The organism is Microbulbifer sp. TYP-18 (genome assembly GCF_040932045.1).
In the GTDB taxonomy this organism is placed as follows: domain Bacteria; phylum Pseudomonadota; class Gammaproteobacteria; order Pseudomonadales; family Cellvibrionaceae; genus Microbulbifer.
Window position 1 is genome coordinate 51,803 of the sequence record NZ_JBFRBC010000017.1, and the last position, 26,987, is coordinate 78,789.

Annotated in this window: 18 protein-coding genes; 12 read left to right on the forward strand and 6 right to left on the reverse strand. The window is 56.9% G+C overall.

Annotated features, from left to right (window positions below; all coding sequences use genetic code 11):
* Positions 1–29: 29 nt before the first annotated feature.
* A complete protein-coding gene (locus ABVT36_RS13840) occupies positions 30–2,099 on the reverse strand; it encodes a hypothetical protein (protein ID WP_368457068.1) in 2,070 nt (689 codons plus the stop codon).
* A gap of 936 nt (positions 2,100–3,035) precedes the next feature.
* Here ABVT36_RS13840 and ABVT36_RS13845 point away from each other — a divergent pair.
* The 6 genes from ABVT36_RS13845 to ABVT36_RS13870 all read left to right on the forward strand — a co-directional run bounded on the left by ABVT36_RS13845 (position 3,036) and on the right by ABVT36_RS13870 (position 9,644).
* On the forward strand, positions 3,036–3,572 hold the full coding sequence (locus tag ABVT36_RS13845) for a GspH/FimT family pseudopilin (protein ID WP_367149289.1): 537 nt from the start codon (positions 3,036–3,038) through the stop codon (positions 3,570–3,572).
* Positions 3,569–4,042: a type IV pilus modification protein PilV gene (gene pilV / locus ABVT36_RS13850; protein ID WP_368457069.1), complete on the forward strand. Its 474-nt coding sequence runs from the start codon at positions 3,569–3,571 to the stop codon at positions 4,040–4,042. Before ABVT36_RS13845 ends, pilV begins: the two co-directional genes overlap by 4 nt.
* Positions 4,039–5,154 carry a PilW family protein gene (locus ABVT36_RS13855; RefSeq protein WP_368457070.1) on the forward strand — a complete coding sequence of 372 codons (1,116 nt, stop codon included), beginning with the start codon at positions 4,039–4,041 and terminating at the stop codon, positions 5,152–5,154. The genes pilV and ABVT36_RS13855 overlap by 4 nt, the downstream gene beginning before the upstream one ends.
* Positions 5,155–5,688, forward strand: a complete 534-nt coding sequence (locus tag ABVT36_RS13860) for a PilX N-terminal domain-containing pilus assembly protein (protein WP_368457071.1) — start codon at positions 5,155–5,157, stop codon at positions 5,686–5,688.
* Positions 5,689–5,698: 10 nt separating this feature from the next.
* Entirely contained in the window at positions 5,699–9,100 is a 3,402-nt protein-coding gene (locus tag ABVT36_RS13865) for a PilC/PilY family type IV pilus protein (protein ID WP_368457072.1), read from the forward strand.
* A gap of 91 nt (positions 9,101–9,191) precedes the next feature.
* A complete protein-coding gene (locus ABVT36_RS13870) occupies positions 9,192–9,644 on the forward strand; it encodes a type IV pilin protein (RefSeq protein ID WP_368457073.1) in 453 nt (150 codons plus the stop codon).
* Between the two features lies 1 nt (position 9,645).
* Here ABVT36_RS13870 and ABVT36_RS13875 read toward each other — a convergent pair whose 3' ends face one another.
* From ABVT36_RS13875 to ABVT36_RS13885, 3 genes are all read right to left on the reverse strand, one after another.
* On the reverse strand, positions 9,646–10,224 hold the full coding sequence (locus ABVT36_RS13875) for a GspH/FimT family pseudopilin (RefSeq protein WP_368457074.1): 579 nt from the start codon (positions 10,222–10,224) through the stop codon (positions 9,646–9,648).
* 494 nt (positions 10,225–10,718) lie between these two features.
* Entirely contained in the window at positions 10,719–12,113 is a 1,395-nt protein-coding gene (locus tag ABVT36_RS13880; RefSeq protein WP_368457075.1) for a sigma-54-dependent transcriptional regulator, read from the reverse strand.
* 293 nt (positions 12,114–12,406) lie between these two features.
* Complete coding sequence (locus ABVT36_RS13885; protein ID WP_368457076.1) at positions 12,407–14,002, reverse strand: PAS domain-containing sensor histidine kinase; 1,596 nt, start codon at positions 14,000–14,002, stop codon at positions 12,407–12,409.
* Positions 14,003–14,113: 111 nt separating this feature from the next.
* Here ABVT36_RS13885 and ABVT36_RS13890 point away from each other — a divergent pair, with 111 nt between their 5' ends.
* Positions 14,114–15,742 (forward strand): NAD+ synthase, encoded by a 1,629-nt coding sequence (locus ABVT36_RS13890; protein ID WP_368457077.1) that lies wholly within the window; start codon positions 14,114–14,116, stop codon positions 15,740–15,742.
* Between the two features lie 100 nt (positions 15,743–15,842).
* Here the strand turns inward: ABVT36_RS13890 and ABVT36_RS13895 are convergent, their stop codons facing one another.
* Positions 15,843–16,775 carry an outer membrane protein assembly factor BamD gene (locus ABVT36_RS13895; RefSeq protein ID WP_367151598.1) on the reverse strand — a complete coding sequence of 311 codons (933 nt, stop codon included), beginning with the start codon at positions 16,773–16,775 and terminating at the stop codon, positions 15,843–15,845.
* Positions 16,776–16,894: 119 nt separating this feature from the next.
* On the opposite strand from ABVT36_RS13895, the gene rluD reads away from it, so the two are divergent.
* The 5 genes from rluD to ABVT36_RS13920 all read left to right on the forward strand — a co-directional run bounded on the left by rluD (position 16,895) and on the right by ABVT36_RS13920 (position 26,231).
* Positions 16,895–17,848: a 23S rRNA pseudouridine(1911/1915/1917) synthase RluD gene (rluD, locus tag ABVT36_RS13900; RefSeq protein ID WP_368457078.1), complete on the forward strand. Its 954-nt coding sequence runs from the start codon at positions 16,895–16,897 to the stop codon at positions 17,846–17,848.
* Between the two features lie 71 nt (positions 17,849–17,919).
* Positions 17,920–18,687, forward strand: coding sequence for a peptidoglycan editing factor PgeF (gene pgeF / locus ABVT36_RS13905; protein WP_368457079.1), 768 nt, complete (start codon positions 17,920–17,922; stop codon positions 18,685–18,687).
* Positions 18,688–18,920: 233 nt separating this feature from the next.
* Positions 18,921–21,527 (forward strand): ATP-dependent chaperone ClpB, encoded by a 2,607-nt coding sequence (gene clpB, locus ABVT36_RS13910; protein WP_368457080.1) that lies wholly within the window; start codon positions 18,921–18,923, stop codon positions 21,525–21,527.
* A gap of 469 nt (positions 21,528–21,996) precedes the next feature.
* Positions 21,997–23,136 (forward strand): efflux RND transporter periplasmic adaptor subunit, encoded by a 1,140-nt coding sequence (locus ABVT36_RS13915; protein WP_368457081.1) that lies wholly within the window; start codon positions 21,997–21,999, stop codon positions 23,134–23,136.
* Positions 23,137–23,171: 35 nt separating this feature from the next.
* Positions 23,172–26,231: an efflux RND transporter permease subunit gene (locus ABVT36_RS13920; RefSeq protein WP_368457082.1), complete on the forward strand. Its 3,060-nt coding sequence runs from the start codon at positions 23,172–23,174 to the stop codon at positions 26,229–26,231.
* 216 nt (positions 26,232–26,447) lie between these two features.
* Here ABVT36_RS13920 and ABVT36_RS13925 read toward each other — a convergent pair whose 3' ends face one another.
* Positions 26,448–26,951, reverse strand: a complete 504-nt coding sequence (locus tag ABVT36_RS13925) for a hypothetical protein (RefSeq protein WP_368457083.1) — start codon at positions 26,949–26,951, stop codon at positions 26,448–26,450.
* Positions 26,952–26,987 lie beyond the last annotated feature (36 nt).

Below are 26,987 nucleotides of genomic sequence, written 5' to 3' on the forward strand. Positions count from 1 at the left end.
ATGTCCGCAAACCCTTCCGGTGCTTTGGGTTAAGGGATTACAAGAAAATCTTCGGTTTCAGGACATAAGCCTTCCACCGTAACCGAGTACTCCCAATCTGCCGTGGTGTCACCCCAAAACCCGTCCGCGGTATCCAGATGCACTTGAGTCCTCGCACAGTACCCGGCGTATGTCGAGTAGCTTCTGGAACCGCCCCTGGGGTTGTCATAGTAGTAGTTGAAAACGTGAAATCCCTTGCCGATCCCGGGCCCGCTACCCCGGTATGGATTTAAGAAGCACTGGGAATTTTTCAAACAGGTTTTATCATCGACATTTAAATAGGTACGGTACACGTGATGGTCCCAATCCTCTGTATTGATGTCTTCATTGAGCTTTTTAACATTGGTTGAAAGCCAGCCCAAGAGGTAGGTTCCCTGTGCTGTGGTGGTGGGGCTGCCCGTATTGTACTGGTGCGGATGCACACATTGGCCCCATTCACGAGTGTTTAGGCACGAGTCCATAGCGGTGCTGATTTCACCGATTGAAGTGTGGCACTGGCTTGGCGGGTTTTTGTTGTATCCACCGTAAAGATCGCAACGCTCCCTATGCTGGACACTGATGTCCAGCCAGCGCCGCATTTGTGCCAGAGGACCCTGGTTTCCGGTGTAATCGGCGAATATTTGGTTGTGGGCATACGCATTGTACACGGTTGGGCGCTGATAATTATTGGTGGAGTAATCCACTGCCGCCCAATTTGAAGAATTGGAATCCTGAACAAATTGATTGTATTTGTCTACAACATTTGAACCATTGAGCGCAATCGCAGCGGCCACGCCGGGCGGGCCTCCAATCTGCTCTCCTCTTACTTCCACATTCAACCTGTTTAGAGTTTCCGTAAGCGATGATGAAGAATCCGCAGCGCCACTAGCTTGGAAAACGTCTCCTATCGCCAAGCTCAGTTCGGCCTTTTTATTTTCCCGCTCCTGATAACTGTATGCCTTGGCACTGAATTTAAACACCAGGTACAGTGCCGAGCCGATATTGGCACCGCTTAAATAGTTGTCTCCGCAACGCTCTCTAAAGTCTGCTTTGGCTTCGTCATCATTGGGCGACAATACGTTGTTGACCAATAACGGATGGATTGCATCTACCGGTGTACTCAGATTCCAGGATTCGCGCCTGTTTTTTATTTTAACCACATATCGAACATAGGTTTCGTCCGAAACTGAGTTGACATAGCGCTCTTGTTCGCCGGACAGGCCCAAATCGATGTCATGTGAAGAAAAACCAATTTGCGCAGAAGAGGAAACATCCAGCAGCTGTGCCAGATGTCGATTATCGTTTACGTAGCTGATATTAAAGGTGCTTGCCTGAGAAGCTGGTGTTTGCGTGATGACAAAATCCGGGTGATTTACATCTAAACAGGTTTCCTTTAAGGAGCCTCTAACCACATCAAAGCCATTGCCCAAATAGAATCGTCCCTCAGGCGTATTCATTGAGCTGCTCTGGCCTTCCGGGTATTCCCTTTTCAACCCTGTTTTGGCTGCTGAATTTACAGTTCGAAATTGATAGTTTTGTGAATCCAGCGTACTCATTGTGGTCGGATATTTTAAGTACAGATTGGATTTTTGTCTGGGATTGATGAGGGAGTAATTTCCATAGCGATAAGAGCTGCTGAAGATGGAGTTTTTGGCCAGCACCCTATACCGGTACTTTCCCTCAGTCTTGTTGTTCAGCACACGACTGGGAAAAGAGCCTGTATAGACATTTACCCAACCCCCATTATTTTTACTTTCGTAAAGCTCATAGCTTACAGGATAGCCGTCCCCATAACTGGCAGCCCAGCTGACCTTTATAGAATCAGTATTGGTGTAGGCTGGATAGGTTATTGACGCGGGAGTGCTGGGTGGGCCATAGGGTCCGCCACCACCGCCACCGCCACCGCCTGGGTCACAGGGGTCCGGTTCAATTAATTCGTTTTGCTGACCGAGTTCGGGGGTGGATAGCGGCTCCAGGCAGGGTTCATTACTATGAACTTCTGCGCTTTGCAGGGAAAGCGAAGCCACAAACACCATTTTCGGGGCTAGTGCCGCTAAGGCTGCAAACTTGATGTATTTCATTATTTGTGTGCTCAAATTTTAGTTGTTTTTTGATAAAAAAGTCTTATAGACCAGAAAATCCTGAAAGTTATATGGGAGATGTAAAGTTCCTATTCAATTTTTACATAAAACATGCTGCCTGAAGTTTTCGAGCATTTCTATCGCTTAAACGATAATTTTCGGTCGTGTTAACACGACAACTTATTTTAATTTCCGGATTGATATTGTTTTCAGTGGCTTACACCTTAAATCAAATATATTTGATTATAGGCCGGCTTCCTTGTTTGGTGTATCGGGCTCAATGCACTCACGTTAATTGGGTGCCCCAGTTGACTTTCCAATGCAGTAGCTTGGGTAAGTTAGATGCGGGTTATATCTGATATTAGGGTTTTGTATGCAAATCATGCCAGGACCGTTGAGGCAGTATTGAATTAATCAGGTGCATATTAAAATCATTATTGGTGTCAGCATAAAATGTTCCTTAAGCTGCATAGATTAATTTTGGCTTTCACAAAAAGTAGGGTTTATCCGCTTTATCATTGAATGGCCCGGTTGGGCGAAACGCTGCGGCGCTTGATTGAAACTTGTGGAGAGCACTGCGGATGTCGACCTGGCACGGTTCAAAGGGACGAGTGCCATTGGTATCACAGCCGTAGATTCCAGCACGGGACTTGGCGGGCGTCTGCAATAGTTGGGCGCCGCAGGCCGGCGGGTAATGTCGGGGCGGGAGGAGAATGCCCGCTTCTCCCTGTCCAGGAAGCTACGTAAGGGCCTGGTGGCTGAGCCAATCAGTAAACCTTTTCTGCCCACCGTTAGTCGGCTCACTTCCGCCATTCGTCGGCGCCTGCCTTAACTGGGGACCTGCGCACTTTAATCCCCTTTACAAGCTGGTATAACTGATGCACGGCGCTGCGGAGGGCGCCAAAGACAAATAAAAAGCTCAAATAAGGTCCAATAATGACACTTTTTCGGCGCTCGGCGGGATTCACCCTGGTGGAGCTGATGTTCACCATTGCGATCCTCGGTATCGTCATGGCTATCGGGGTTCCCTCCTTCACCACCATGATCCAGAACAACCGATTGACTGCGGCCTTCAATGACTTGGCCGGCGCACTGCATTTTGCCCGTGCGGAAGCGGTGCGTCGCGGCGAGGCGATTCGGGTGGATGCCATCGACAACAATATCTCCAATGGGCTTCGGGTCTGGTACGACAAGAACGGGGACAACGGGATGGATGCGGGTGAGGAGCTGCGCTTAGTGCGACTGTCCGCCGCATCCGGCGTGGCCGTAAGCGGGGAGTTGAACGGTAGCAGCGAGGCGAATCTATCCATAAGCTACAGCCCGCGCGGAGTGGTCAGCAATGGTGGCAGCAGGGTTTTCACTCTGTGCGACGACCGTAGCGGCAACCACGGAAAAACACTTGAATTACTCGCCTCGGGTCTGTTGCGCCCCACCTCCGGCATAGCCTGTAACCATCAGGAAAGTGCACCATGAAGCGACAAACCGGGGCGACAATGATCGAGATTCTTATCACCATCCTGGTGCTGGCGATAGGCCTGCTGGGGCTGTCGGCCACCCAGGTGATGAGTCTCAAGAACGGCAACAATGCCCATCATCGCTATCTGGCTGCACTCGCCGCACAGGAAATGGCTGAGCGTATGCGCGCCAACCCCGACGGCCTTGAACTGGGCAGCTACGACGGGAAAACCGTTGATGGCAGTGAAACGGGCTCGAATTGCAGCGCAACCCTGAGTTGCAGCGCGGCCAACCTGGCGACTCTGGACCTGTTCGATTGGGGACAGGTGATTTCCGACAATCTGCCCGGTGGCCAGGGCACTATCGCCCGCGCCGGCAGAAGGGTAACCCTCACCGTGACCTGGAACGAACAGCATACCGGTGCCAACCGTGGCACCGCCGCCGGCGGCACGGAGAATTCCACATTTCAGATGGTGGTGGAACTATGACGATAAAACCTCTTGCCCGGCAGCGAGGCCTGTCGCTGATCGAACTGATGATTGCGTTGCTACTCAGTGCAACCCTGCTTTGGGGCGTATTGCAGATATTCGATGGCAACCGCAACACCATGCGTATGCAGACCGCCTTTGCGCGGGTGCAGGAGAGCGGCCGCTTTGCCACCGACCTGCTGGTGAAAGAAATCCGTATGGCCGACTACTGGGGCTGTGCGCCGGACCAGGACAGTATTGAAAACCATCTGGATGTAAACGACGACGACTATACAAACTCAACTGTCCAGGCACTGTATGACCAGATCGGCGCAAACGGGATCGCCGGGGTAGACAATACTAGCGGTGCATCGGTCGGCGGCATGACGGTGCTGGACGGCACCGACGTCCTGACGCTGCGGGGTTCCGAAGATGCCTGTGGCGGAGTCGGACGGATGGTACCCAGTACCCAGGCCGCGGCTTTGCATGTAAGCGCCCAGTGTCAAGTGGCTTCTGGCGAAATCGTATTATTGACCAACTGCCAGAGCGGCGAACTGATGAGCATCACTTCCGTACAGGGGGAGGGGGGCTGTAGTACTTCCGGTGGTGGGAACAGTGCCAGTGCTAGTACCGGTACTGGCACTGGTACCGATACAAGCAAAAAAACCATTACCCACAATACCGGCAACTGCAATCTCGCTGGTGCCGTCGATAATGCCACCAAAGTCCTGCAGCGCCAGTATGGTGCCGATGCGCGCATTCTAAAACCCTACCAGCGCACCTATTTTATTGCCGCCAGTGGTGCCGCCGGTGGCAATTCCCTGTATGTGGCGGACACCGGAGCGAGCCCCATGGAACTGGTGCCGGGTATTGACGATTTGCAGATTCTGTACGGCCGCGACACAGACGGTGATGAAGTGGTCGACGGCTGGGTGGCCGCCAGCAGTAACGCCGTGCAAATGGAGCAGGCGATCGCAATTAAAGTGCAGCTGGTAGCGGCCAGTGATAGCGGCGTCAATGCCGATGATCTGACCGTAAAGGACCTGGATGGTGTGGATACCACTTACAGTGATGGCCGGCTGCGCAAGGTCTACCTCAGTGTGGCCAAGGTACGCAACCGGGGGAGGCTATAAATGAACCGGATGGCGAAGCAAAAAGGGGCGGTGCTGGTCGTCAGCCTCATTATTCTGCTGGTGCTGACCCTGCTGGGGGTATCGGCGGCGCGGACAGTGTTGCTGGAGGAGAAAATGACCTTTGCGGCGCGGGACGCCAAGGTGGCGCTGGAGGTGGCCGAAGCGTCGGTAAGAGCGGCGGAACAGGAAATAGAGGGCTTCATCACCCTGGGCAACTTCGGCGCGAAAAATTATCTGCACCGCGAGGGGGAAGGGCCGGACAGTTTGCTGGACTCCGCTACCTGGAGCAATACAAATTCCAATTCCATCACTGTGGCCATGAAAGGACCCGACGGCAATGCCATGAGCGGCCGCTACTATATTGAGCTGGCCGGCCAAGCGGACAAGGAGGACCCGGGTGATATTGGTGTTGGCAACTATAACCAGGAAACAGGTGGCGGCGAGATAAGGGTATTCCGTATCGTGGCCCGGGGGCAGGGGATCACCGACAGCACCAGCAGAATTATTGTCAGTCACTACGGCAAGCGTTTCTAGGGTAAAAACTATGGTTAACCAACGACAGAATAATTTCTCGGTCCGGTCGCTGTTGTGGGGCCTGTGCGGCTTTTTTTTCGCCTTTTCCACTTGTGTCAGCGCCGTGCCACTGGAACTTTCCGAAGTCCCCTTGCAGGCTACCGGCAGGGTGGAATCCAACCTGATGATTCTGATGGATTCGTCGGGTTCCATGAATCACATATTGCCTCCCGATGAAACCTATGACCCGAACGCCAGCTATGCGAGCTGTTATTACCCGGAACCGGTGGGCAGTACTGTTGTAATCCTGATTGCCCGTGCAACAGGGAAAGTCTGGTATAGCGCAGGAGGCGATTGGCGAACCTGGAATTCGACCAATAATTGCTTTTCCAATAATTCGCAATACAGAGCGCGACTATATGCGAATACTGGTAATGCTGAGTATTTCTGGACCAGCAGCTATGGTACCGCTGAGTACACCGGTCACTTTCTCAACTGGTATTTTTCCAGGTTCTCCGGAGGCGGTTACATTGCCGATGCTTTCAAGGACAGCACTGGTAATGCACTGAGAGGTAAAGAGGGTACAGAGCGCCGTATGGACGTTGCGCAAAGCGCGGCCAGGTTGCTGGTTGGGGGGTTCAATAACCTGCGTGTTGGGTTGGCGCAGTTCAACGGTGAGGACGGGGCGAGAATTCTCGCTGGATTGGACAGTGTTTCAGTTGACGCGGTGCGCGCTGACTTGTTGTCGGAGATTGACAGAATCAGCGCGGATGGCAGCACCCCTCTGGCCGAGGCCCTCACTGATATCGGCTACTATTTTATTGAAGGCCATACGGGGCGGAAAGTTGAGTTGCACCCTGATGGTCTGGCGACCAAGGTCGTCGCGGGTAATGTACTGGGGGCGAAAAAGGATCCAAAGACCGGGAGCTTTCCAGGTCCGGTCTATGCGACTGGGGTTAGTAAGCCAACGACTGCCAAGCCGGCCATACAATACTACTGCCAGCCCAGTACTGTGATCGCCCTGACCGATGGATTGCCTACTCGTGATTCCGCCTATACCACTTATCTCCAGAACTATGATGGAGACGATAACGCTGCGAACAGTGATGCCCTGGATGATGTTGCCCAGGCGCTTTTTGAGGTGGATTGGCGGCCCGATCTTGATGACGGCGACGAGGAGGCAAAAAACAATATCAGCAGTTACTTTATCGGCTTTGCGGACGAAAGCCTCAAGGATAACCCCTTGTTGCAGTCCGCCGGTGCCCAGGGGGGGGGCAGTTACCAGTTTGCGGGCAACGCTTCCACACTGGTGACATCCCTCAACAATGCGGTACAGGCTTTTTCCAATTCGATTGGTTCACAGTCCTCGGTCTCCTTCAATTCTACCTCGCTGGATTTGAACTCGGTCATTTATTCGGCGCAGTTTGATACACTCGATTTCAGTGGAAAACTTATTGCCAAGCCCATCGATCCCAATACCGGTGCGATTGGCAAGACCCTGTGGGAGGCGTCGAAAAAGCTCACTGAGAAATCTGCCTCTTCACGCGAGATCATTACCTATTTTAATGGTGTTGGCGTACCTTTTGCCGCTACCACATCCGGAGTAGATGGCAACCCGGAGGATTCCCCCCACGAGCAGGATCTCAATTTCAATGACTCCACCAACAGTGCGGATGGGCTCTGGGCCGAGCGACTGGCCTATTTACGCGGCGATACCAGTAGGGAGGGTTCCGGCCTGCGCCAGCGAGGCAGCTTTTCCATCGTGGAAGACCTCCTTACCGGCAAAAAGCTGCTGGGGGATATAGTACACTCCACGCCGATTTATGTGGGTAAGCCGCAATCCCGCTGGCCGGCCAGTTTCGGTGGCGACAGTGCCGCTCAATCCTATGAGCAGTTCCGCCTCGACAACCAAAACCGGTCGGCTATTGTCTATGTGGGCGCCAATGACGGTATGTTGCACGGCTTTGATGCCGATAGTGGTGAAGAAGTCTTCGCCTATGTGCCCGCCCTGGTGCTGGATGCGACGCGCTATGAAGGGCTGCATTCCTATACCCATCCGGACTATAGACACAACTACTATGTGGATTTGACCCCGGCGGTGTCGGATATCTATATTGACGCCGACGACAGCAGCATTGGGAAAGAGTGGACTTCGGTACTGGTGGGGGGCTTGCGCGGCGGTGGCAAAGGTTACTTTGCCCTGAACGTAACTGACCCGAGTAAGCTCAAGAAGGCCGAGGCCAATGCCGCCGATATAGCCCTGTGGGAATTCAATGGCGCCACCGATGCAAACTCTCTCGGTTATTCCTACTCCGATGTTCAAATAGCCAGGCTGAACAACGGCAAGTGGGCGGCAATTTTTGGCAATGGCTATAACAGTGAAACTGGCGTTGCAGGGTTGTTTATTGTCTATATCGAGGAGGGCATAGACGGCTGGAGTGCCGGCGACTGGAAGTTTATTTCCACCGGCTCTGGCACCGATGACACTGGTCGCAAGAATGGGCTCTCCTCGCCCTGGTTGATTGATCTCAATAAGGACAGGGTGGTAGACCGTGTCTATGCAGGGGATTTGATGGGCAATATGTGGTCCTTCGATTTGTCCGCAGGCTCTGATAAGAAATGGGGCGTCTATGGGGGCAAGCCCCTGTTCAGTGCCGGCGATGCAGCCGGCCGGCCTGACCGCGCCATTCTGGCCAGACCCCTGGTAGTCCGTAATACGGCAGTCGAAGGTGAGGGTGCCAATGTGTTGGTACTGTTCGGCACCGGCCAGTACCTCAATAGCGGGGATCTCCGTGATAACCAGCCAGGTAGCTTTTATGCTGTGTGGGACAATGGTTCCACCCTGGGGAAGGATGCAACCTCCATTAAAGCCGGCGATCTGGCACAGCAGGTACTTGATACCGATGGTGCCGGGCGACGGGTTATAGACGAGCAAACCAGCGTCACCCTGGACTGGGGGACACACCACGGCTGGAGAATGGAGTTTTCCACCGGAAATGTGGATACTAACGGTTATGCGGGGGAAAGGGTGATTACACCACCGAAATCGCGCGACAATATTTTGCTTTTCAATACTGCCATTCCCAATCCAACCCCCTGTGCTTCCAGCGGCACCAGTTTTCAGATGTTTATCGACCTCAGAACTGGCAGGTCCAATGACGAGGCGGTGACCGATACCAATGGTGACGGTGACATTAATGAGGAAGACAATGGCTTTGTGGGCCAGCAGTACACAGGTTGTACTGGTGACAACTGTGATAAAGATGGCGACGGTGAAGACGACAATGAGGGTGGTATACTTGGAGAAAACAAAGTAATCGGTGAGTACGTTTGCGCCTCGGATAGCAATGCTAACGACAATTGCAGAAAATACAGATTTTCAGATGCGGACCGCGAAGGTCGCCTATCCTGGGAGGAGTTCTCTCCCCGCTGAGGAGGAACGCTAGCGTCGGGGCCAGTTATTCTCCCTGGGTATTGATACGGCCCCGGGTTGATAAGAAATAAAGAAGAGGCGAATAAAACAAATGAAACAGCGCGGATTCACCTTGATAGAACTAATGATCGCGGTGGCTATTGTCGCCATACTGGCGGCGGTGGCCTGGCCATCCTACCAGGCGCAGGTGCGTGCCACCAACCGCGCCGATGCCCAGGGCGCCCTGCTGGGCCTGGCCCAGGCCATGGAGCGGCATTTCACCCAGAATGGTAGCTATAAGAAAGCGGCAGCAGGCAATAAAGATGATGGCGCGCCGGCAATTTTTCCCACGCAATCGCCACTGGATAGCGGCAACAAAACCTATAACCTTAAGATCGACGTCTCAGATGCAGGGGACACTTACACTCTGCTTGCAGAACCTATAGGATCCCAGGCAGGGACCGGTAATCTGAGCTTGAAGTCCAGTGGTGAAAAAGCCTGGGATCGTAACCTAAATAATAAATTTGATGCGGGGGAGTTGTGCTGGGACAAGGTTTGTAATTAACTCAAATCACACTGCCACAAGCGAGATTTTTGCCGCTGCCGGTTTCCACAATACCGTCGCCATCGCTGTCTCTGCCATAGTAGGGGCGGCCGGTGGCGTTCAGTACAATGATCCAGCCGTGGCTGGCTTTTCCGTTGGGCGGGCAATAGGCGAAATTGCCATTCTGGTTGTTGGTCAGCCCATCGGGGCGAAATTGTAGGAATGTCTTGGGACTGAAACTGCGCCACTGTAAAGAAGCCCCCGCGGGCAGTGCCGGCATTACCCGCTCGATTTTTTCCGTTGCGGCCCGTTCGCCGCTGCTGTCACTGTCCACAAATAACATGGCGCCCCGCCCCCAGTCGTCGCCGCAGCTTTGTCCATCTTTGCTGGGGCAAAGGGTGTAGACCTGGCCGTGTCCATAGGCTTTGCCGCGACCGAGGGAAATCAGGTCAAACAACTGGCGACCGGTGGATTCATTCCTGTGGCGGCGATGCAGGTCGGACATGGATGGTGCTGCCAGTGCGATCACTATGGCGAGGATGGCGATGGAAAATATCAGTTCAACCAGGGTAAAAGCCCCGAGATTGCGCAGAGTGTGCATGCCGGATATCTCCCTTTGATGGGGATTTACCAGCATACGCCGATGGGCCCAAAAGCCAATCACAGGGCATTACAGCACGCGGGTATCAGTTTGTACTCTAGCAGGTTGTTGAAAAAGGCATCCTCCCTGTTTCAAAACACGAAAAGCGAAAAATGTGATTTTCACTTTTCACCCAAAATCAACGACTTAGGCGTCGTCGATTTTGCCGGAACATCCATATTCCGGTACCAGGCGTCGAAATTCTGCGAATTTCAACAGCCTGCTAGTAACCCGCAACTTGGTAAATTATCGGGTTAATACGGCAAAAGCCATTGAAAAACCAGTAATTGTGCGTAATTGCGCAGTTTATAAAGGGTGATAACCCAATAGAGGAGGCAGCATCTATTGAATTTCCGGATTAACAATGGGCTGCAAATCAATGTGTAATTGCTTGATATGTGATGTGCCGCGAACCCGGGCTGGGAAAAGCCGGGGAAGCGTTGGCTAGCTGGCAATTAATCTTCCAGCCCGAGTTTTTTCAGCCTGTAGCGCAGTGAGCGAAAACTGATGCCGAGGTTTTCCGCAGCGGCAGTGCGGTTCCAGCGGGTTTTTGCCAGTGCCCGTTCTATCGCCTCTTTTTCAACACACTGCAAGAAATCATCCAGTGAGGGGTATCGGTTCGGATCGAAGGGGCCCGAAAGATCCTCCCGTCCGGGGGCGGTGGATAGGGTGCCCTGCACCGATGGCGCCGATGCCATTCTGGCCTCTTCCAGCAGCAGGTCATCGCTTCGGATCTGTCGCTGGTCGCTGAGGGTAAAAGCGCGCTCCAGTATATTTTCCAGCTGGCGTACATTGCCGGGAAAAGTGTAATTCTGCAGTGCCGCCATCGCCTCAGCGGACAGTCGCGGCACTTCTATACCATTTTTCGCCGCTATGCGATCCATGATCCTGCTCACCAACAGGGGAATATCCTCCCGCCTTTCACGAAGCGGGGGCACGGCTATCTCGATGACATTCACGCGATAGTAAAGGTCGTTGCGAAAGCGTCCCTTTTCCACTTCTCTGGCGAGGTCCCGGTGGGTTGCGCACAGAATTCGCACATCGACCGGAGTTTCCCCGCCGGCACCAATCGGGCGCACCACCTTTTCCTGGATCGCACGCAACAGCTTGACCTGCATGGGGAGAGGCAGGTCCGCCACTTCGTCGAGAAACAGGGTGCCGCCCTGTGCGTTTTGGAAGAGTCCGGGTTTGTCCTTGTGGGCGCCGGTGAAACTGCCTTTGGCGTGCCCGAAAAATTCGCTTTCCATCAGGTCGGCGGGAATGGCACCACAGTTAACGGCGACAAAGGGCCGCTCCCCACGGGCGCCCAGGGCATGGATGGAGCGGGCGACCAGTTCCTTGCCCGAGCCGGACTCGCCACTGATATAAACAGGGGCATCGCTGCGGGCAACCTTGGCGATTTGTCGGTGCAGAAGGCGCATATTTTCCGCTTCGCCCAGCGGGAGTTGTCCGGTTTGGTTCTCCGCGCCCCGATCGGTTGTTCGCTTGAGGCGCAGGGCCAATTGTACCAGGCTGCGCAACTGTTCCAGATTGACGGGTTTGGTAACGAAATCGAAGGCGCCGCACTTTAGCGCAGAGATAGCGGTATCCATATTGCCGTGGGCGGTAATAACAGCCACCGGCAGGGCACCCTCCTCCTGACTCTGGATATGTTCCACCAGTTGCAAACCATTGCCGTCCGGCAGCCGCATATCCGTCAGACAGAAATCGTAGCGGTGCTCACAGAGCAGGCTGCGCGCTTCGCGCAGGTTGGTGGCGGTATGACAGCGCACCTCCATGCGCCGCAGGGTCATAGTCAGCAGTGCGCAGATATCCGGTTCGTCGTCGACAACCAGGGCAAGTGATTGCATCAATCTTCTGATCTTTTGTTGTTCTATATTTACCGCCGATCGGGTTTCCAGCCCGACTCCCTTCGGATTGTGATCCTGTTCCCCTATCGAAACCGGGCATGGTTTTGCGTTAACCCGGCAATGAGTCAGGGGCCCCCTAGCAGATTGTTGAAAAAAACCTCCCTGGCTTTCCTCAACCCAGGTTTGCGGCGCATGTCCGCAAATCCTCCACGACAAAACAAGCAGTTACATGTTCGATTTGCGGCCCGAACATCTCTGTTCGGGACAGCAGGTTAACTGATTTCCCGTTTTGGTCAGAAAATCCGATTTGCGTGGGCGAATTCTACCCTGAAGCAGCTTCTGTTGTCTTGGTTGCGACACCAGGACAGCGTCGCCTGGTTTGCTTCGCACAGCTCCCGCGCTATATAGAGGCCCAGGCCACTGCCACCGGCACCGGTGGTAAAAAAAGGCTCAAAGATTTTTTGCTGATGCTCCTCCACCACACCCGGGCCACAGTCGATCACATCCAGAATGGCGCAATCCCTCTGCCCTTTGTGGTAGACAGCGATATCTGCCTGGGGTTTCCCGGCCAGCCGGGAGTGGTGCAGGGCGTTGCTGCAAAGGTTGGTGACGACCTGGGTCAGTTGCTGTGGATCGAAGCGCGCGTACACCGGTTGTGCCGGAAGAAGTAGATTGATCTGGATATCGGCCGCTGCGCCGGCACGAAAATCCGGCAGAAATTGTTCCAGCCAGGCGACGAGATCCCACTGTTGGGGAGTGCTGGCGCGGCGGCGCGACAGTTGCATCACATTCTCGACGATCTGATTGACCCGCTGACTGTGACGGCAGATGATCTCGGTGAGATGCCGGTCCTCGGGGTTCAGTGCGGTGGACTCGGACAACAGTTGCGCCGCATGGCTGATGGCGCCCAGGGGGTTGCGCACTTCGTGGGCGATGGATGCGGTGAGATGTCCCAGAGAGGCGAGCTTCAGCTTCTGTGCCGCCTGGGAGAGCTTGCGGTTGTCCTCGATAAACAGCAGTGAATTGTCGCCCTGGTCCTGGGATAGCTTGGCGAAACTGATGCGCAGCTCGGTACCAACGGTGTCGCTCAATACGGTGCTGCCCTTTGAGGGGTCGCGGCGCCACTCGCGCAGGGCCGAAAACAGCGCCTGCTGCCGCTGGCCGCCCGGCTGGTAGTCGTCGCCGAGCAACTGGCGCGCGGCGCGATTGATCAGTTCCGGTTTGTTGGCGGCGTCCAGAACCAGTACCCCTGTGTGCATCCGCTCGATGATCTGCTGTGCCAGCCGCTGCAGGTGGGCCGCCTGGCGACTCTGTTGTTCAGCGCGCAGATTGGCGCTGCTGATGCGACCGGACAGATACTGCAATGCGCTCACAGTGGCAAACAACAAAATCCCCAGCATGCCGGCGGAAACTATATCCTGGGTTTCGGCGCGCCCCGCCAGCAGCCGGTAGAGCTGTTGGCTGATCACCGCCATACTGGCCACGGCGGCGAAGAAGGCGCCCATGCGCCGGTCCAGCAGCAGGGAACCCACGGAACAATTGATCAGCAACAGATAGCCGAGCCCGGAATTGAGGCCGCCGCTGGCGTGGATCAGCAACAGAAAACACAGGATGTCACAGCCCAGGATCAGTCCCACCTGGCCGGCGCTGCCCTCATACCTGAGTCGGCGCAGGTGCAGCAGCCAGCCGATATTGAGGGCAGTGTAGAAAACCACGGTATTCAGATAGAGCGCCGGAGCGCTGCTGCCCACTGCACCTCTGCCAATGTCGGAGGAGAAGACCCCCAGCAGCACCAGTGCAATGGCTACCCGATATACGGAGTAAATACGCAACAGCTCATGGTGTTGCAGGGCAAGTCCATCACTGGAGGCCGGCGTCGCGCTGGTCAAGAGGTGGCTCCCCACGCTGTTGGCTGTTCTCCCCGCCTGCAACCGGTTTACCGGTGCTGTCGCAGCGCGCCAGGCGTTACAATAACGGCCTGAGTGTGACGAGGTCCCAAGATGTCTACTTTGCAGCTAGTGCTGGCGCAAATCAATTCTCTGGTGGGGGATATTCCCGCAAATACAGCCCGGGTGATCGACGTTGCCTGTCGCGCACACCGCGATCACGGTGCCGACCTGGTGGTTTTTCCCGAACTGACCCTGTGTGGCTACCCACCGGAGGACCTGCTGCTGCGGCCCAGTATGCAGCGTCGGATCGACAGCGCGCTAGACCAGTTGCGGGCCGCACAGCTTCCCTGTGCAGTACTGATCGGCTATCCGCGCATGGTGGCCGGTGCCACCTTCAATATGGCCGGGCTGATCGCCGGAGGTCAGCTGCAGGCGGAGTATGCGAAGCAGAAGCTTCCCAATTACCAGGTGTTCGACGAGAAGCGCTATTTCGTCCCCGGCGATGGCCCACAAGTGGTGGAAATCAAGGGAATTCCCATCGCCATTACCATCTGCGAGGACATCTGGCATCCCGGGCCCATGGCACAGGCGGCGGCTGCCGGCGCCCGGCTGATGCTGAACATCAACGCCTCGCCCTTTCATCGGGGCAAGACCCGGCAGCGGCTGGAACTCCTCGGCAAGCAGGCCAGGGCCGGCAATATGCCGGTGGTCTACGTCAATTGGGTTGGGGGCCAGGATGAACTGGTGTTCGATGGGGGTTCATTCGCAGTGGATGCCCGGGGCAGGCTCTGTGGACGGGCCCCGGAATTCGTAGAACATCTGCTGCCAGTCACGGTGAGTTGCAACAAGGGAGAAGTCGCGCTGGAGTCCGACGAGATGGTTCCGGCACTGGGGGACCTAGCCGCTGTGTACCAGGCCCTGGTACTGGGGGTGCGGGACTATGTCAACAAGAATGGTTTTAACGGAATCGTACTGGGGCTGTCCGGCGGTATCGATTCGGCCCTGACCCTGGCTATTGCGGTGGATGCGCTGGGTAAGGAGCGGGTGGAGGCGGTGATGATGCCGTTTCGCTATACCTCGGACCTGAGCCGCAACGACGCCCGGGACCAGGCCCAGCGGCTCGGGATTCACTACCGCGTGATCAGTATCGAGGCTATTTTTGACGCCTTTATGGGGGCCCTTGCGGAAGAGTTTGCCGGGGCCGAGCGAGATACCACCGAGGAAAACCTGCAGGCGCGCTCCCGCGGCGTACTGCTGATGGCCATCTCCAACAAGAAGGGCGCCATGGTACTGACCACCGGCAACAAGAGCGAGATGGCAGTGGGCTATGCGACTCTCTATGGGGATATGGTGGGAGGATTTAATGCGCTCAAAGATGTGCCCAAAACTCTGGTGTTCGAACTGGCCCGCTACCGCAACAGCCTCTCGGAGGTGATTCCCGAGACGGTCATTACCCGTCCGCCCAGCGCTGAACTGGCGCCGGACCAGGTGGATAGCGACAGTCTGCCCCCCTATGACGAACTGGACCTTATTCTCGATCTCTATGTGGATCAGGATTACAGCGCCGCGGAGATTGTCGAGAAGGGTTTTGACCGCCACCTGGTAGAGAGAGTGGTGCGCCTGGTGGATCGCAATGAATACAAGCGCCGCCAAGCCGCCGTGGGTGTGCGTATCTCCGAGCGGGGTTTCGGCCGCGATCGCCGCTATCCCATCACCAATGGCTGGAAGGCGGGGGATTAGCGGGTTGCTGGAGAAGGCTTTTCAGCAATCTGTTAGGCCCGGCTGACGCCGGGCGGAGTCCTTTGCGGCATAGCCCTGCAACCCTCTGCTGTGGTGATCGCTAGGTTAGCTCCGGTGGCAGGGGTGCACTCTCACGCTGGTACTCGGCATTGTACAGCTCGCGGCTGTCAAAGCCGCGGGGATCGGACTTCTCGAATACACCGAGGGTGAGGCGGTGGATCAGGCTGCGGCCACTGGCGCCTTTGTAGTAGTCGTAGTCGAAGCTGCCGTCACTGCGAAACGCCGGGTGGTCCGGGTAGTTGGTACGCAATACGGCCAGTGCATCCGCTTCCAGTTCGGGGACCTCCATTAGGTGGTATCCCTGTACCATGACCGCCAGCGCGTCCGGCACCGCCGGGGTCTGCTGGAAGTTTTCCACCACAAAGCGGCCCCGGTTGGCGGCCGCCAGGTAGGCGCCGCGCTTGAAATAGTAGTTGGCCACGTGTATTTCGTAGCGGGCCAGCAGGTTGCGCAGGTGGATCATGCGCTTCTGCGCGTCCGGCGCGTAGCGGCTCTCCGGATAGCGCGACATCAGTTGGGCAAAGTAGGCGAAGGACTCCCGTGCCGAGCCGGGGTCGCGGCGGGTCATATCCGTGGGCAGGAACTGCTCGAACAGCCCGGAACCCTCGGTAAAGGAGGCCAGCCCCTTCATGTAGTAGGCATAGTCCACATTGCGGTGCTGGGGGTGCAGGCGGATAAAGCGGTCCGCCGCGGCAATGGCTGCGTCATTCTCGTAGTTGCGGTAATAGGCGTAAATCAGCTCCAACTGGGCCTGTTCCGCATAGTTGCCGAAGGGAAAGTTGTCTTCCAGCGCCCGCAGGTTGTTGATCGCCAGGTCCCATTGGCTGGACCTCAGCTGCCGCTGTGCGGCCTCGTAGAAGGTCTGCTCGGTACGGCTGCCGGAGGGGAGGCCCTCCTCGGATTCCTCGGTACTGGCACAGGCGACCAGTATCGCCGCCAGTGCGGCCAGCCACAGAGGTTTCCAGGCCTGCATTGCGCCTCTCTCTATCATTATCAGTCACTACCCTATTAAACTAGCCGCCATTTACCGGTAACCCTTGCGGCGGCCCGCCATTTAACCACAGTAGCCGGGCTGCCCAAAGTCTTTGCAGAATGACCGATCGACTCGAATTGGATATCGAAGTTCCCGCCCGGCTGGCTGGACAAAGGTTAGACCAGGCGGCGGCCGAATTAATTCCCGACTACTCCCGCGCCCGCCTGCAGGGCTGGATCAGGAGTGGCCAGCTGACCCTCGATGGTCGCACCGCCAGGCCACGGGACAAGCTGTTTGGGGGTGAAACCCTGCGTCTGCGCGCCCAACTGGAGCCCCAGGGGGAGTGGCAGGCGGAGGATATTCCCCTGGACATCGCCTATGAGGACCAGACACTGCTGGTGGTCAACAAGCCCGCGGGGCTGGTGGTGCATCCGGCGGCGGGTAATCCTCGCGGTACCCTGCTCAATGCGCTGTTGCACCATGCCCCGCAACTGGAAAAGGTGCCGCGGGCCGGCATTGTGCACCGGCTCGACAAGGACACCAGTGGTCTGCTGGTGGTGGCCAAGACCCTTCGGGCCCAGACCAGTCTGGTGGACCAGCTGAAGGAGCGCAGTGTCGGCCGCCGCTACCAGGCCCTGGTCCAGGGTGTGCTGAGCGGTGGCGGCAGCGTGGATGCCCCCATTGGCAGACACCGCCAGAACCGCCTGAAGATGGCTGTGCTGGAGACCGGAGGCAGAGAAGCGGTCACTCACTACCGGGTAGCGGAGCGGTTTCGTGCACACACCCTCCTGTGCTGCCAATTGGAGACAGGGCGTACCCACCAGATTCGTGTTCACATGGCCCATATCCGCCATCCACTGGTGGGGGACCCTCTCTACGGCGGCCGCCCGCGGTTGCCCCTGGACGCCGGCGGGGCACTGGTGGCCGAGTTACAGCAGTTCCCGCGCCAGGCGCTGCACGCGGAGGAACTGGTGCTCAGGCATCCCCAGAGCGGCACAACGATGCGCTGGCACAGGTCCGTGCCCGACGATATGCTGCGGCTGCTGACGCTGTTGCGCGAGGATGCCCCTTAAGCTTCTCCATGGGACGGTTACGAACCGGTGCCTCAACAAACTGCCGGGTTAACAAATTACCAGGGATTCCAATGACCGCCGAGCACTACCTCTATCCCCACTGGCCCGCACCTGAACCGGTGCGCACTGTAGTTACCCTACGCACGGGCGGCCACAGCGGCGGCGTCTACGAATCCTTCAACCTGGGTGCCCACGCCGGCGACGACCCGGCGGCGGTGACAGCCAACCGGCGCCGGTTGAAGGACGAATTGCGGTTGCCCGCAGAGCCGCAGTGGCTGGAGCAGATCCACAGTAGCAAGGTAGTAGAGGCACAGTCCGACGGCCTGGTGCGTACGGCGGATGCCAGCATAGCCCTGGGGCCCGGTATAGTCTGCGCAGTGTTGACGGCGGACTGTTTACCGCTGTTGCTGTGCGATAGGGCCGCCACCCGGGTTGCCGCGGTACACGCCGGCTGGCGCGGGCTGGCTGGTGGCATATTGCGCAATACCCTGAGCGCCCTGGGTTGCGCGGCGGAAGACCTGCTGGTGTACCTGGGTCCCGCCATAGGACCGCAGGCGTTCGAGACCGGTATCGAGGTACTGGAGGCCTTCTTTGACCGGGCCATTGATGGGCGGCACGCGGAAGCCATGGCCCGGTGCTTTCAGCCCCATGCGGAAAAACCCCTGCACTTTCGCGCCGACCTGTACGGGCTTGCCCGCGCCGAGTTGGAGCGGCTCGGCGTAGCGGAGGTTTATGAGGGCGGTTACTGCACCTTTACGGACGCGCAGCGTTTTTATTCCTACCGGCGGGACGGCGTCACCGGTCGCATGGCCTCACTGATCTGGCTCGAACCCCGCTGAGGTCCGGCGGCGACAAATCCCGGTGCCCAATGATTCCACGATCTGTTCGGTCGCCGGGAAATTAATTTTATCCTGGCGTCAAATTGATGCAGATCAAGTCGCGCCATCCCTCACCCATTGAAAAATTTCCCCCCGTCCCTATTTAAGTATCGACACTACACTGAGTGACGTCCGCAACAAAAGCGTCGCTGCAGGTAGGACTGCTTTGCCGCAATCAAGGAGAGGCCTCGTCAATGCGTATAGACCGAATGACAAACGCGCTGCAGTCGGCGATTGCCGACGCCCAGTCCATCGCCGTGGGGCGCGATCACAACCAGATTTATCCCGAACACCTGCTGCAGGCGCTGCTCAACCAGAACAACGGCAGTGTGCCGGCATTTCTCGCCCAGGCCGGCTTCAATCTCAACGGACTGCGCAACGATCTGGCCAAGCGACTCGATGCGCTGCCCACCATCAGCACCCCTACCGGCGACGTGGGTATGTCCCAGGAGCTGGTGCGGCTGTTTAATCTGGCCGACAAAAAAGCGCAGCAGAATGGCGACAGCTTTATCGCCAGTGAGACGGTACTGCTGGCGGCCTTCGACTCCGCCGCCGGCGAGATCGCCAAGCTGCTCAATGCCAACGGCGATGTGAAACAGTTGCAGGCGGCGATCGAAAAAGTGCGCGGCGAGGACAAGGTCGATGACCCGGGGGCCGAAGATGCGCGGCAGGCACTGGACAAATACACCCTGGATTTAACCGAGCGCGCCCTGGCGGGCAAGCTGGACCCTGTCATTGGCCGCGATGACGAGATCCGCCGCACCATCCAGGTCTTGCAGCGGCGCACCAAAAACAATCCCGTGCTGATCGGCGAGCCCGGCGTCGGCAAGACCGCCATCGTCGAGGGGCTGGCCCAGCGCATCGTCAATGGCGAAGTGCCGGAGGGGCTCAAGGACAAGCGCTTGCTGTCCCTGGACCTCGGCGCCCTGCTGGCCGGGGCGAAATTCCGCGGCGAATTTGAAGAGCGGCTGAAGGCAGTGCTCAACGAGCTCTCCAAACAGGAGGGCCGTATCATCCTGTTTATCGACGAGCTGCACACTATGGTGGGCGCCGGCAAGGCTGAAGGTGCAATGGATGCCGGCAATATGCTCAAGCCGGCGCTGGCCCGGGGCGAATTGCACTGTGTCGGTGCCACTACCCTGGACGAGTACCGCAAGTACATAGAAAAAGACGCCGCGCTGGAGCGCCGTTTTCAAAAAATACTGGTGGACGAACCCACGGAAGAGGACACCATTGCCATTCTGCGCGGCCTCAAGGAGCGCTACGAGGTGCACCACGGCGTCGATATTACCGACTCGGCCATCATCGCCGCGACCAAGCTGTCCCAGCGCTATATCACCGACCGCCAGCTGCCGGACAAGGCCATCGATTTGATTGATGAGGCTGCCAGCCGCATCCGTATGGAGATTGATTCCAAGCCGGAGTCGATGGACAAGCTGGAACGGCGCCTGATTCAGCTCAAGATAGAGCGCGAAGCGGTCAAAAAGGATAAGGACGACGAGGCTGCGCAGAAACGCCTGGCCAAGCTGGAGGAGGACATTCACCAGATCGAAAAAGAGTACGCGGATCTGGAAGAAGTGTGGAAGGCTGAGAAGGCGCAGCTGGCCGGCAGTCATGGAATCAAGGAAAAACTGGAGCAGGCCAAGCTGGATATGGAGGCCGCGCGCCGCGCCGGCGACCTGACCCGTATGTCCGAGTTGCAGTATGGAGTGATTCCGGAACTGGAGCAGCAATTGCAGACCGCCGCCTCTGTGGAAAATGCCGAGGAGCCGCGCCTGCTGCGCAACCGTGTCACCGATGAAGAGGTGGCGGAAGTGGTATCCCGCTGGACCGGCATTCCCGTCTCCAAAATGTTGGAGGGCGAACGGGAAAAACTGTTGCGTATGGAAGGCGAGCTGCACAGGCGTGTTATTGGTCAGGACGAAGCGGTGACCGCCGTTGCCAATGCGGTGCGCCGTTCCCGCGCGGGCCTGGCGGACCCCAACCGGCCAAATGGCTCCTTCCTGTTTCTGGGTCCCACCGGAGTGGGCAAGACCGAATTGTGTAAATCATTGGCGGAATTTCTTTTCGATACCCAGGATGCCATGGTGCGTATCGACATGTCCGAATTTATGGAGAAGCACTCGGTGGCGCGGTTGATCGGCGCCCCTCCCGGCTATGTCGGTTACGAGGAGGGTGGCTATCTCACCGAAGCGGTGCGCCGCAAGCCCTATTCGGTGGTGCTGATGGACGAGGTGGAAAAGGCCCACCCGGACGTTTTTAATATTCTGCTGCAGGTCCTGGAGGATGGCCGCCTGACGGATGGTCAGGGGCGCACCGTGGATTTTCGCAATACCGTGGTGGTAATGACCTCCAATCTCGGCTCGGATCTGATTCAGAAATATGCCAGCGGCGCAGACGAGGACGAACTGGACAGTGAAATCCGTTATCGGCAGATGAAAAACGCCGTGATGGAAGTGGTCGGGGAGCACTTTCGCCCCGAGTTTATCAACCGGATCGATGAGGTGGTGGTGTTCCATCCACTGGGTCGCGAGCAGGTACGGGAAATTGCCGGGATTCAGCTGGAACATCTGCGCAGGCGCCTGGCGGAGCGCGACCTCAAACTGGAAATCACCGATGACCTGTTGAGCAAGCTTTCCGAAGTCGGGTTCGACCCTGTGTACGGCGCCCGCCCGCTCAAACGCGCTATGCAGATGTGGCTCGAAAATCCTTTGTCCCAGGAAATTCTGGCGGGCAAATTTTCCCCCGGTGATACAGTGCACGCCGATCTCGAAGACGACAGGGCGGTTTTTCACAATTAAATAGGCCAGGGCCACACTAACTGAGATAGCTCTGCTGCTACTGGTTTTGTGGCCTGCAAGGCAGGAATTGCGCAGTGTGGCGGGTCCACATAAGTAATTTCTAACGCCCCAGGCTGCGAAACTCAGGGGAAGCCTTTCGGGTTGTGCCCAAAAAGGCGCACCCTTCGTTGCTCGTCGCTCGTTTGGAACAACCCAATCTCTCTCCTCGTGCCTTGATTGGCACCATTTCTGTCACAACAGGGCCAACTCAGTTAGTGTCAACAGGCCCTGGCGGGCCATAGCCTCCAGCCATTACCTGCGGCGCCACCACCTTCGCGGCTCTTGCCGCCAGCTCTTCCGCATCACCTATCCTGTCATCTGCGGTGTTTGATTTTCGGCGTCACCTGTGTCCTGCGCCACGAACGCGGCCCCAGGCGGGTGCGCGGATTCGCCTCTGGTGGCGCCGGCTGGCGATTTGTCCGGAGTATGTGTGGCTGAGTCAAGGCGAATACTAAACAAGCGCATGCTGCTGATGTTGCTCGGCTGCCTGCTGTTGTTTGGCGGTATTTTCGCTTTCAAGCTGTTTGGCAGGGTGATGATGAACCGGGCCTTCGACACTATGCCTATGCCGCCGGCCACAGTGACCTCAGCTGAGGTCGCGAGCCAGGTCTGGCGGCTGCGGTTGGCGGCGGTGGGCAGTCTGCGCGCCGTGCACGGCGTGGAGGTAACCACTCAGGCCCAGGGCGTAGTGCGCAAAATCTATTTTCGCTCCGGCCAGCAGACCAATCAGGGCGATCTGCTGGTGGAATTGTCCGCAGATCCGGAAACGGCGCAGTTAGGGGTCCTGGAGGCGGAACTGCGCCTGGCGGAGCGCGAGCATGAGCGGCTGCGGCGATTGTTCAAGCAGGGCGTCGCCACCGAAGCGGAACTGGACGACGCCATCCGCAACCTGGATCGGGCTCTGGCTGATATTGTTGTACAGCGCGCCACCATTCAAGAGCGGCGTATCCTCGCTCCTTTTAGTGGCTGGCTGGGCATCCGCCAGGTGGACCTGGGGCAGAATGTTAATCCGGGCGACGCGGTGGTATCCCTGCAACAGCTGCATCCTATCTATGTGGATTTTTCTCTGCCGGAACAGGAATTCGCCAGGGTCGGTGTGACTTTGGCAATTGCCGTAACCACCAGTGCCTTTGCCGGGGAAGTCTTTCCCGGCCGGATCACTGCCATAGACCCGCAGGTAGACAGCGCCAGCCGTAACTTTCTGCTGCAGGGCACCATCGACAACCCCGACGGTCGTTTGCGCCCGGGGATGTTTGCCGATGTCTCTATCTTGCTGCCCGGCGAGCGCCGCGTGCTGGTGGTGCCGAGAACTGCCATCAGCTATGCGCCCTTTGGCAATACAGTGTTCGTCCTAGAGCGGGAGCAGCCGGGTGATGCGGTTTTGGCCCGCCAGCGTATCGTGAAAACCGGCGAGGAGCGCGGCGATCTGGTGGAAATAGTCGAAGGGCTGCAGGAGGGCGAAACGGTTGCCAGTAGTGGACTGCTCAAACTGCGCAATAACGCCCCGGTGCGCATCAACGACGCCATAACCCCTCCCGAGAACCTCCATCCCCAGCCGGAAAATCGCTGAATGCGCTGTCAGACTAATTTGCGCCGGAGCAACCGGTGAACTTTACCGAGATATTCATTCGCAAGCCGGTGCTGGCGGCGGTGGTGAGCCTCTTTATACTGCTGCTCGGCTTGCGCGCGGCGGCCGAACTCAACGTGCGCGAATACCCCGAACTGCAAAATGCTGTCATTACCGTCGCCACCGTCTACGTCGGTGCGGATGCGGACCTGGTGCAGGGGTTTATCACCACGCCCCTGGAACAGGAAATAGCCTCCGCGGACGGTATCGATTACATGGTGTCCACCAGTGTGCAGGGGCTCAGCACCATTAGCGTTTACGTCCGCCTGGACTACAACGCCAACGAAGTGCTGACCCAGGTGGTGGCCAAGGTAAACCGGTTGCGCAGCGAGCTCCCCGAGGAATCCGAAGATCCCATCGTGGATATGGCCATCGGGCAGACCGTCGCCGCCATGTATCTGTCTTTTTCCTCCGAAGTGCTCACCAGCAGCCAGATCACCGACTACCTTATCCGGACGGTGCAGCCCAAGCTGTCCACTATTGCCGGCGTGCAGCGCGCCCGACTGCTCGGCAATCGAACATTTGCTATGCGTATATGGCTGAAGCCGGAAATCATGGCCGCGCTGGAGGTGACACCGGCGGATGTCAGCCGGGCACTGCGTGCCAACAATGTACTCGCCGCAGTGGGCAGAACCAAGGGTGTAATGGTTGCGGTGGAACTCTCTGCGGCCACCGACATCGCCACCGAAGAGGCCTTCCGGCAGCTGGTAGTGCGCGCCGATGGCGACCGGATAGTGCGCTTGGGGGATCTGGCCGAAGTGCAGCTGGGCTCCGAGTCCTACAACAGCTCGGTTACCTTCAATGGCCGCTCCGCCACCTTCATCGCTGTCGAATTGGCGCCGGACGCAAACGCGCTGGAAGTGATTCGCGCTGTGCGCGAAAAACTGGAGACCGATATTTTTCCCCAATTGCCCCGGGGCATGATCGGCGAGATCCCCTACGACAGCACCGAGTATATCGAGGATTCCATTTACGAGGTGGTCAAAACCATCGCAGAGGCAGTGCTCATTGTCATTCTGGTGATCTACTTGTTTCTGGGTTCTGTGCGCAGTGTCGTTATCCCGGCCGTGGCAGTGCCCCTGTCCCTGGTTGGAGCCCTGTTTCTGATGTTGCTGATGGGCTTTTCCATCAACCTGCTCACCCTGTTGGCCATGGTTCTGGCAATCGGTATCGTGGTGGACGACGCAATTATTGTGCTCGAAAATGTCCACCGGCATATCGAGGAGGGTATGGCGCCCAGGGATGCGGCGATAAAAGGTGCGCGGGAACTCGCCTGGCCGGTAGTGGCCATGACCACTACCTTGATCGCCGTATATCTGCCTATTGGCTTTCTCGGTGGGCTCACCGGCACCCTGTTTGTGGAGTTTGCGTTTTCACTGGCGGGGGCGGTGCTGCTATCTGGCGTGGTGGCACTGACCCTGTCGCCAATGATGGCGGCGAATATACTGAAGCCGCACGATGATGGCGGCACGTGGCTGGAACAGTGGCTGGAACAGTTGTTCGACCGTATGCAGGGCAGCTATCGACGCCGCCTGCACAGCATCCTGGATGATCGTATCGTGGTGCTGGTATTCGGTTTGATTGTTTTGGCCAGCTGTTATTTTTTGTTCCTGGGTTCTCCCCGGGAACTGGAGCCCGACGAGGATAGAGGGCTGGTGCTGACCATTTCCTCCGCGGATGCTTATGCAACGCTGGACTACCTGGAGCTTTTCACTCAGGAGTTCAATGTTATTGCCGACGCCCACCCGGAAGTGGAAAATCTCTTTCTGTTGAACGGCGTAGGTGGCTCCGGCAATGCCAGCAACAGCGCTATCGCCGGTTTCGTGCTCAACTCCTGGAATTTGCGCCACCGGGATACCCACCAGATGCAGGCGATTATCAGTGGACAAGTGGCAGATATTGCGGGGCTTAAAATCGCCGTAGTGGTCCCGCCGAGCCTGCCCACCGCCGGTGGCAATCTCCCGGTTGAATTTGTAATCGGCGCCACCGAGCCGGTGGAAAACCTCGCTGTATTTGCTGGCGAAATCATGCAGCGCGCCTATGCCAGCCGAAAATTTATTTTTGTGGATAGCGACCTGAAGCTGGACAAGCCCGAGCAGCGGGTATTGATCGACCGGGACAAGGCCGCCGCCATGGGCATCAACATGGCGGATATCGGCCGGGAACTTGGCTCGGCGTTGTCCGGTGCCTATGTCAACCGATTTTCCCTGGACAACCGCAGTTACAAAGTCATACCCCAGGTGGTGCGGGTCGAACGGCTCAGCGCCGAACAGCTCAAGCAATACTATATTCGCACCGGCAGTGGCGACCTGGTACCTATTTCCACCCTGGTTACTCTGCAGGAAAGGGTCGAGCCGCAGCAGCTCAAACGTTTTCAGCAGCTGAATGCGGTAACCATATCCGGCGTGCCGCGTCCGGGTATTACACTGGATGAGGCACTGGGGGTGTTGGAAACCGCCGCGATGGAACTCCTGCCTCCTGGCTATAATGTGGATTATTCCGGCCAGTCCCGGCAGTACAAGGCTGAGGGCTCCCAACTGGTAGTGACGTTTTTCTTTGCCCTAATCGTAATTTACCTGGTGCTGGCCGCACAGTTCGAATCCTGGCGCGACCCCCTGATTATGCTGGTGACCGTCCCCATGAGTGTGTGTGGCGCCATGATATTTGTCAGCCTCGGCCTGACCACGCTGAATATCTACACACAAGTGGGTCTGGTGACTCTGATTGGGGTCATTTCCAAGCACGGCATCCTGATTGTGGAATTTGCCAACAAACTGCAGGAGCAGGGGTTGGGCAAGCGGGAGGCCATAGAACAGGCCGCCGCTATCCGGTTGCGTCCGGTCCTGATGACAACCGCCTCACTGGTGCTGGCGATGGTACCCCTGTTACTGGCGGCCGGCCCCGGCGGCGGGGCGCGTTTCGCCATGGGCCTTGTGATCTCAACCGGCATGACCATTGGCACCCTGTTTACACTATTTGTGGTGCCAGCCATGTATCTCTACTTGGGCAGGGACTATCACGAGGTCCCGCAGTATTGAGTTTCATCTTCTGATCTAACAGGAAACGAAGCACTAGCGGTTTTCTGAAAAAAATTTTCCTGACTTTTCGTAGCCCGGATTTTCGGAGCATGTCCACAAACCTTCCAAGATAAAAGAGTTAAGCAATTAAACGCTTGATGTCCGGCCCGAAAACCCCTGTCCGGGCCAATAGGGTGCTGGTAATGCCTTTTTTAGCACCCTTGCTGTATCTAGTTGTTAGAAGGGATTTTCCTCAACATAAAAATTCTCCGAGAATATGGTGGTTTTATCACAGCCAGGTACCGTGGAAGTTGCAGTCACAGTAATGGTAAACCAGCCGACAGAAGAGGATTTTATGATCACATAATCTCCGGGATTGCCGCTCAAAATTTCGCCATAGTTGACCGACCAAACATAGTTAGACCCTGCTGTGCCGGGTGATAATCCGTAGCGGCCATAAGGGTGTTCAGGAGGATAGTATGCTGGGATAAACTCTACAATATCCATCGCCGGAGGAGCGACACAGTCATTACAATGGGTAGTCTGCCCATTACAGCTCACATAGTTAGCTCCAGTCGAACAACTGTAATTGCTCCCTTCACAACTGATAATAGAATTGTCCGGGCATTGTAGTTGGACGCTGCAATCGCCATCCAAAACATTAGCCTGGTTAAATTGGGTAAATCCAATAAGGAGAATTGAAGCTGTCACATAAGCAAAACCATTTATAAATTTAAGCATATTCATTCCTTGATTTGATAAAGAATTTGATAAAAA

What these genes read in the sequence shown, in the direction of transcription:
- ABVT36_RS13870 (WP_368457073.1), top strand. Translation starts at nt 9,192, where the DNA reads ATGAAACAGCGCGGATTCACCTTGATAGAACTAATGATCGCGGTGGCT.
- clpB (WP_368457080.1), top strand. Translation starts at nt 18,921, where the DNA reads ATGCGTATAGACCGAATGACAAACGCGCTGCAGTCGGCGATTGCCGAC.
- ABVT36_RS13840 (WP_368457068.1), bottom strand. Translation starts at nt 2,099, where the DNA reads ATGAAATACATCAAGTTTGCAGCCTTAGCGGCACTAGCCCCGAAAATG.
- pgeF (WP_368457079.1), top strand. Translation starts at nt 17,920, where the DNA reads ATGACCGCCGAGCACTACCTCTATCCCCACTGGCCCGCACCTGAACCG.
- ABVT36_RS13880 (WP_368457075.1), bottom strand. Translation starts at nt 12,113, where the DNA reads ATGCAATCACTTGCCCTGGTTGTCGACGACGAACCGGATATCTGCGCA.
- ABVT36_RS13925 (WP_368457083.1), bottom strand. Translation starts at nt 26,951, where the DNA reads ATGCTTAAATTTATAAATGGTTTTGCTTATGTGACAGCTTCAATTCTC.
- ABVT36_RS13865 (WP_368457072.1), top strand. Translation starts at nt 5,699, where the DNA reads ATGGTTAACCAACGACAGAATAATTTCTCGGTCCGGTCGCTGTTGTGG.
- rluD (WP_368457078.1), top strand. Translation starts at nt 16,895, where the DNA reads ATGACCGATCGACTCGAATTGGATATCGAAGTTCCCGCCCGGCTGGCT.
- ABVT36_RS13845 (WP_367149289.1), top strand. Translation starts at nt 3,036, where the DNA reads ATGACACTTTTTCGGCGCTCGGCGGGATTCACCCTGGTGGAGCTGATG.
- ABVT36_RS13875 (WP_368457074.1), bottom strand. Translation starts at nt 10,224, where the DNA reads ATGCACACTCTGCGCAATCTCGGGGCTTTTACCCTGGTTGAACTGATA.
- ABVT36_RS13890 (WP_368457077.1), top strand. Translation starts at nt 14,114, where the DNA reads ATGTCTACTTTGCAGCTAGTGCTGGCGCAAATCAATTCTCTGGTGGGG.
- pilV (WP_368457069.1), top strand. Translation starts at nt 3,569, where the DNA reads ATGAAGCGACAAACCGGGGCGACAATGATCGAGATTCTTATCACCATC.
- ABVT36_RS13895 (WP_367151598.1), bottom strand. Translation starts at nt 16,775, where the DNA reads ATGCAGGCCTGGAAACCTCTGTGGCTGGCCGCACTGGCGGCGATACTG.
- ABVT36_RS13860 (WP_368457071.1), top strand. Translation starts at nt 5,155, where the DNA reads ATGAACCGGATGGCGAAGCAAAAAGGGGCGGTGCTGGTCGTCAGCCTC.
- ABVT36_RS13855 (WP_368457070.1), top strand. Translation starts at nt 4,039, where the DNA reads ATGACGATAAAACCTCTTGCCCGGCAGCGAGGCCTGTCGCTGATCGAA.